The organism is Chamaesiphon sp. VAR_48_metabat_135_sub, assembly GCF_031418915.1.
In the GTDB taxonomy this organism is placed as follows: domain Bacteria; phylum Cyanobacteriota; class Cyanobacteriia; order Cyanobacteriales; family Chamaesiphonaceae; genus Chamaesiphon.
Genome location: NZ_JANOJV010000110.1, coordinates 42,517 through 49,182, shown reverse-complemented (window position 1 = coordinate 49,182; position 6,666 = coordinate 42,517). Strand labels below are relative to the sequence as shown.

The window sequence follows — 6,666 nt, the reverse complement described above, 5'->3', positions numbered from 1 at the left end:
ATTCGGAGGTTCCCTCCGAATAAAACCGCCGCTTCATGAATTGCCCCTACCTCTTTTTTTGCTTGCGATATCGATCGAGATTAACACTACAATCGAATATTGCTTAGTCTTCAACCGCCGCCGATTGAAATCGTGCGGTTTTAATCGTGCTATATCTACCGCACTATAGTGCAAACGGCTAAAGACTGGACTTTGTGAATCGATTGGAGAGATGTCAGATCCCCGACTTCTTCGAGAAGTCGGGGATCTGCGGTAATTCTAGAAAGTCCAGTTTCTAAGCATTTTTAGTATATCTACACAGATTTCGACTTAACACCTCTGAGTCGCCGCTTCAATGTAGCATCACCACCCATCGCAGTTAATGTACCCAAAATCGTCAACGGTTCGGGTACGGATGTCGCTGAATCTGCTGAATTAAATTGAACTTCTGATAAGCCAGTATTGTTACCACCACCATAGTTACTCAATACCTGGAAACGCACATAGGCGGCATTTACTGGAGCAAAATTGAACTGTTCTGCGTTTTGAGTGGTGCTACTTGCTATTGCAAACTGACTGGGCGCACCTGCTAACGTAGTACTAAAATTTGTGCCATCGGTTGAGGTTTGAATATTTACGCCATTAATACCCCATGAAAATATAGTAGTATCAGCGTTAAAATTTCACAGACTAAAACCAGCTAGGTTATATAGTCCATTCAAATTAAATGTAATAATGCCTGTCGTAATGCCATTATCACTAGCCCAAGAATTTCCCAAATCTGCTGCTGCATGAGTGGCGTTCAAGCTTAGGGAAGACAACCCAGAACCATTAGCAACACCATTGATACTGACCCCAGGATTATTAAAATTCCCCATATCAGTTGTGGCAGTCACACCAGTAATTAGTGCTGCTTGGGCAGTTGAGGCGTGAGCGATCGATAGAGCTAGAGTAGCTAGCCCTAATCCGAAATTTTTTTGTGCATTTGTACTATTGTCTTGGTAGATTTCCAGGTTTGGCTCGAAGCTGAATGAGATTGTTAGCTTCGAGGCGATCGAGGTATTGTCGATCGACTAACCTTAAAGTACCCAGATCGATCTGTGAAGATCGCAATTTAATGACCCTATAAAACTCGATCGACATTTCCCCCACTTTTCAGCGGTTGAACAGAATGGCTTAAACATGCTTAAATCTTCACGAAACTCATGCTTATTAGGTATTGCTATAGATTTGCAAAATTGGTAGAATACAATCAGTCAAGGTCGTCAAACTTAGTATCCAAGCCAAAGCTGAGTTTTGATTGAGCATCGCAAGTAATTGTTGGGCAGATCTTATCGATCGGATCGATAATTGCTTTACCGAAAGGGGTTGCTTTCATCCATATAAATTGGCTCAACTTTTGATAGTAAAAGTATTTCTTTCTATCTTGACGCGCACGGGGTGTGCGCTTTGTTTAAGCCTCGATCGGGGAGAGTAGTACTACTCGATTTACCCGATCGATGGAAAACAGTAATCTGAGACACTTTTATACAAGTCATAGATTTGTGTAGATTTAGTTCACCCCATCAAATATATGTTCTAGATCTCTTCTGCCATTCACAACTCGGAGAATTTCAATCCCGATCGCATCATTATCATTACTAATCTTGTATAAAATGATAAAGCCTCGCAAGGATAATCCGAGTAAGTTTGGGCGAAGATGAGCATAACTGCGCCCCAAGTTGGGAAAGCGGATGAGTTGGAGACATCTGGCATTAAAAGCCTGAAGAAATTGTTCGCCAGCCTCTAGATTATTTTTCAAAAAGTAGTCTGAAATGTCCTGAAGGTCTTGGATTGCTTCATCGGCAATGATGTATCGATTCATTGTGATGCTTCCCGCGCTTGGCGGAATTTATCGAGTAGCTCAGAGATCGCTGTTTCTCCATCATTACCGCCATTAGCAGCTAGAGATGAGATCGCGGCATCAACCTTGGTCTGAGTGGTAGCAATCCAATCAGGGGATTCTGTCAGGCTATGTTCCTCCCAGTCATCGAGAAGCTGGAATGCTTGAACAAAGAGATCGTCAATATTTTGATAGCGACCGCTTTGGAGCTTTTGTCGTACGAGCTGAGACTGTTCGGGAGTCAGTGTGATATTCATATTTCTGCTAGTCGTTGGCTCAGTTGCTCGGAACGAGAATCGCCTACTGTAGATCTTAACCTGAAATTATCGATACTATTGCTAACACGATTAACATCCTTGCAAAACTCGATCCCATATCAGTTGTGGCAGTCACACCAGTAATTAGTGCTGCTTGAGCAGTTGAGGCATGAGCGATCGATAGAGCTAGAGTAGCTAGCCCTAATCCGAAATTTTTCTTGCATTTGTACTATTGTCTTGGTAGATTTCCAGGTTTGGCTCGAAGCTAAATGAGATCGTCAGCTTCGAGGCGATCGATTTATTGTCGATCGACTAACCTTAGAGTACTCAGATCGATCGGTGAAAATCGCAATTAACGTCCTTGGAGAACTCGATCGACCGTCAAATCCACACTTTCCAATACACTCGATTCGATCGGATTATCTCCTGCAAATACATTCTCTTCATACAAACCCTCAACCCATTCCAATACTGTCACCTTTTGCTGCATCGGATCGACAATCCAATATTCGGCTATGCCCCTCGCTGCATATTCACTCCGCTTGTAACGATAATCTCGTTTCTCTTGATTCGGACTAACAACTTCAACGACTAATAGTGGTGGTGGCATATCCATCAACACAATCGATCTAGTCGCTCTATCCATTGCCGTGGCTAATTCTTCAGACAATACCAGCAAATCTGGCACCCGCACAGATACTCGCGAACCACTTACCGCCACCTCAGTCTTCATCGTCAACCGATATGCTGGAATACCCAACTGGCTGAAATATATGAATAAAAAGGCTGCAATGCGACGATTGATTTCGCTTTCAGATGGCATGTCAATTAGCTCTCCATTTTCCAGTTCATATAACTTATCCGTGCCATCGTCATAGGCAAGGAATTGTTCTAGACTCATTTTCTCGATCGCAACTGTCATGTCTACACCTCTGGCAAGAGTATATTTAAGGATTTTAACATTTCCGCTCGTTGGCGTACTCGTACTGCGATGCCCTGAGCTTGTCGAAGGGAGCGTAGTCGAATTAGCCTCTGGAGCAAGAGCATCGCCAGAATTCAGGGTTATTTCGATCGCTTTAGCCCATAAAAGCTCTCTCCCAAAACCAGATTGCACTCATGACAATTACTCCGGCTGAGATTAACCGCCGAATAGTTAAATCCCAGGGGAATTTACGGAGATAGGATAAAAGGAAATAAACAACTAAAACGATCGCGAATTGACCTAATTCAATTCCGACACTAAAACTAGCTATAGAAGCGAGTAAATTAGTTCGAGGTAAATCTAACTCCTGCAAAACCGAAGAAAATCCCAACCCGTGAATTAAACCAAAACCAAAAGCTAATTGCCATCTAGCTTGAGGTTGTTTCTTCCACAAGTTTTCGGAGGCAATATACGCGATCGATAAAGCAATGGCAATCTCCACCCAGCGACTAGGTACAGAGACAATATTTAAAGCGGCTAAAAATAAAGTGACTGAATGAGACAGACTAAAAGCGGTCACTACTTTGAGTAAATAGCCTAGTTCTCCACCTAACATTAGTAGACTAATTAGAAATAGAATGTGGTCGTAGCCAGTCCAAATATGCTCGATTCCCAATCCAATAAAACTAGTGATTTGTTGACTAATGGGCGCATCGATTAAAGCCGCAGTTTTTGATGTCGGTGTAAACACGATATTATCAACTTTACCATCACGGAATACCTGGGTTAGACACCTGGCTGTATCTACGCCTGGTACGAATAGATCGTACTTCATTTCTAATTGGCTCAAGGGTGCTGTCCACTGATATTGCAATAATAAATTGCTATGGGTGTCAGGAGTTGGAATAATATTAGCTGATATTTTTTTAGCTGTAGCAGATTTTATTACCAAACTATTTTGTTTTTGTCCTGCTGATGTTAACTGAATTTTTTGATTGAGAAAATCTTGAATCGCTGTTTGATGTTTAGTTAGTTCTGAATCTGACAATTGGTTGTTTTTGTCATCATCGAACTGTGCGACTAATCCTGTTGGTACTGTCAAATTAACACTAACATGCTGTTGCTTAATTTGAATATCTGCCACTGCTAAATCTGCCCAGTGAGCCTGACTCGGTGTGGACAGGGATAAACTTAACCCCAATCCTAATAATAAGGCGATCGAAATCCTCATATATCTATGAAATTGAGCATGAGAACGTAGAATATTTTTCAAGTTGATAAAAATCATAATTAATCCTAAAAAGTTTTCGTAGATTGAAAGCGATCGTTTTTAAATTCTATTTGCCAGCGCACGGTAGGATCGCCTTCACTTATAGTAATTACTTTGCCTTGACGCGGTAGTTTAATCGTTACTCCCATGTCGTTGTTCGTTTTGAGTGTTTGCATCGGGAAAACTTGGATGGTAATATCTTTCCAGTTACGATCGGGGTCTACAATCGCGATCGAATCACCCATCGTACAGGCTGTATTTATAGCAATGAATGGGCTTCGTTTCGATCTTTTAAATATCACTATTTCGTGGAAGCAGGTATCGCCAGTAGTTCGTAAATAACCATTATTAATATCGACAATCGTACCACCACGTTGTAAAAGCTGGGTTCGATCGAGGCGATTCATCTGTCTACCCCCAGGAGTAATTTTGATATAGTTAGCTGGCAAATTTAAAAAATAATCTTTAACTGTCTTGCGTTCTTGGGCGTTCGTGAAACGTTCGCTTTGCGAAATCGCCGATCGAGTGTTAAAGAGGCTGATAATTAATAGCGAAACTAATAAATATTTTGGATTGACTTTTTTCATTCTTTGCAAGAAATACATGTGGCTGTCAATTGACTATTATATTTCAATTAATAGGTTTAAATCCTTGAGGTGTGAGATTCATTCGATCGAGATCTAGCCCCATTCCTTTTGCTCCTTGAGAAATGGCAACTTTCACTTTTTCCATCAACGCGGGGTCAGATTTCGCATTGCTGACAAAAGCCGAGATCAGTACTGTCTGAAGAATTAGTGCTTCGGCAAGTTCCTGTTTTTGAATATTAGTTGCAGATTGAAATTTAGGGTTTAACAGCAAAGCATTTGCAGCCTGATTGCGCACTGCAATCATTTGTGCTTTAGGTAAATCTTCATTCCGACCGCGCGAACCAAGCCATGCATTAGTCCAGTAAACGGCATAAGCATCGGCAACATTATTCGACTTTAAGCCAACCGATGCCATGTTTTTATCGATCTGCACCATCACAGCATTTGCAGAGGGTATCTGAGCAGTTTTTCCGGCTGTTGAGGGATTATTAGCACTCAATTTTGCCAGGAATCGAGATATATTTTGCTGGCGAATTTTGACAGATGGTTTGAATTCTAAACTAGCTAATTTTTTTGACGAACTAGATATCGTACTTTGCTGAGGATTATTATTATTAGAATTCGAGCTGCTTGTAGAACCGCTATTCTTTAAAACTTCCCGATCGAAATTAGCCCGATTAATTGCATCTCTACCGATCGAAATAGCTGTATCTAATGAAGGGACTGCCCAACCACCACCATAATCGGATGAGTCAGCTATGGCAATTTTTGGTACAACTAAAACAATAGTGGCAAAAATAGGTATGGTGCATAGCTTAATTAGATTAAATTCTGAATCGGGAAACCATTGCCGTATATTATCTTTCCCAGACTTATGAAAAAACCGAAATTTAGCAATTAGATTTGCGGTGAGATAATTTTGCATGAGAGAAGCTCCTAGTTTATTTAGTAAATTCAAAGCCTTGAGATGTTAGCGTCATTCGATCGAGATCTAAGCCCATGCCTTTGGCACCTTGAGTGATAGCCACTTTTACTTTTGCCATCAGTGCTGGGTCGGATTTAGCACTGTTTAAGAAAGAGTCAATCAGAGCAGCCTGAATCAGCATTGCTTCGGCTAATTCTTGCTTTTGAACATCAGTTGCTGACTTAAAGGGCAGCGTTGCCAATAAAGCCTCTGCCGCCTGATTCCTTACTGCAATCATCTGTCTAGTGGATAAATCATCACTGCGCTCCTGCGAACCAAGCCAAGCACTAGTCCAATAGACTGCATAAGCATCAGCAACATTGTTAGTGCGTAATCCGTAAGGTGCTATGGCTTTACTTATCTGACCAATTACATCGGTTGAGGCAAATAGCTGCTCCATCTTGGTCGCACCTTCGGGATCGACCTTGCGAGTTGTTGCAACAAATCGAGCAAGATTACGACGACGAACGGTACTGGATACTTTAAATGTAAGTAATATTGATGGTGCAGCAGACAGATTTCTCTTTTTTGGATCTAATGATTTGATGAAGTTCCTATTCATTCCATTTGGTTTTTGGGACTGCGTCCAAGAACCCCACTCTCTGCCAATATATAACGGAGTTGCATACCCAGAAGTAAAATTACCTGTGCCAAATTGTGCATTGGCATAATCAAATGGCAATAATAGTATTGTTATAGTTAATAAGCTGATAATTAGATGAACTTGTCTCATTTTAAAATTCCAAATTTAATCCGAATGGTGATATTTATCAAATAGTAACAAGCTTGATGAGATTTTATAATT

At 41.0% G+C, this 6,666-nt stretch carries 10 protein-coding genes; all 10 read right to left on the bottom strand.

What is annotated here, in order from left to right:
* Nucleotides 1-293: 293 nt before the first annotated feature.
* Nucleotides 294-482, bottom strand: a complete 189-nt coding sequence (locus RMO55_RS08125) for a PEP-CTERM sorting domain-containing protein (protein ID WP_310425656.1) — start codon at nt 480-482, stop codon at nt 294-296.
* A 180-nt stretch (nt 483-662) separates the two neighbouring features.
* Nucleotides 663-875, bottom strand: coding sequence for a hypothetical protein (locus RMO55_RS08120; RefSeq protein WP_310425654.1), 213 nt, complete (start codon nt 873-875; stop codon nt 663-665).
* A 356-nt stretch (nt 876-1,231) separates the two neighbouring features.
* Entirely contained in the window at nt 1,232-1,357 is a 126-nt protein-coding gene (locus RMO55_RS08115) for a hypothetical protein (RefSeq protein ID WP_310425652.1), read from the bottom strand.
* 174 nt (nt 1,358-1,531) lie between these two features.
* Nucleotides 1,532-1,843 carry a type II toxin-antitoxin system RelE/ParE family toxin gene (locus RMO55_RS08110; protein ID WP_310425650.1) on the bottom strand — a complete coding sequence of 104 codons (312 nt, stop codon included), beginning with the start codon at nt 1,841-1,843 and terminating at the stop codon, nt 1,532-1,534.
* The gene (locus tag RMO55_RS08105) at nt 1,840-2,118 is read right to left on the bottom strand and encodes a hypothetical protein (protein WP_310425648.1); all 279 of its coding nucleotides are present in this window, start codon (nt 2,116-2,118) and stop codon (nt 1,840-1,842) included. The genes RMO55_RS08110 and RMO55_RS08105 overlap by 4 nt, the downstream gene beginning before the upstream one ends.
* 352 nt (nt 2,119-2,470) lie before the next feature.
* Nucleotides 2,471-3,040, bottom strand: coding sequence for a Uma2 family endonuclease (locus RMO55_RS08100; RefSeq protein ID WP_396134223.1), 570 nt, complete (start codon nt 3,038-3,040; stop codon nt 2,471-2,473).
* A gap of 154 nt (nt 3,041-3,194) precedes the next feature.
* The gene (locus RMO55_RS08095) at nt 3,195-4,328 is read right to left on the bottom strand and encodes a HupE/UreJ family protein (protein ID WP_310425646.1); all 1,134 of its coding nucleotides are present in this window, start codon (nt 4,326-4,328) and stop codon (nt 3,195-3,197) included.
* A gap of 8 nt (nt 4,329-4,336) precedes the next feature.
* A complete protein-coding gene (locus RMO55_RS08090) occupies nt 4,337-4,897 on the bottom strand; it encodes a hypothetical protein (protein WP_310425644.1) in 561 nt (186 codons plus the stop codon).
* Between the two features lie 43 nt (nt 4,898-4,940).
* Entirely contained in the window at nt 4,941-5,822 is an 882-nt protein-coding gene (locus RMO55_RS08085; protein WP_310425642.1) for a DUF6683 family protein, read from the bottom strand.
* A gap of 16 nt (nt 5,823-5,838) precedes the next feature.
* Nucleotides 5,839-6,594 carry a DUF6683 family protein gene (locus RMO55_RS08080; protein ID WP_310425640.1) on the bottom strand — a complete coding sequence of 252 codons (756 nt, stop codon included), beginning with the start codon at nt 6,592-6,594 and terminating at the stop codon, nt 5,839-5,841.
* Between the last annotated feature and the right edge of the window lie 72 nt (nt 6,595-6,666).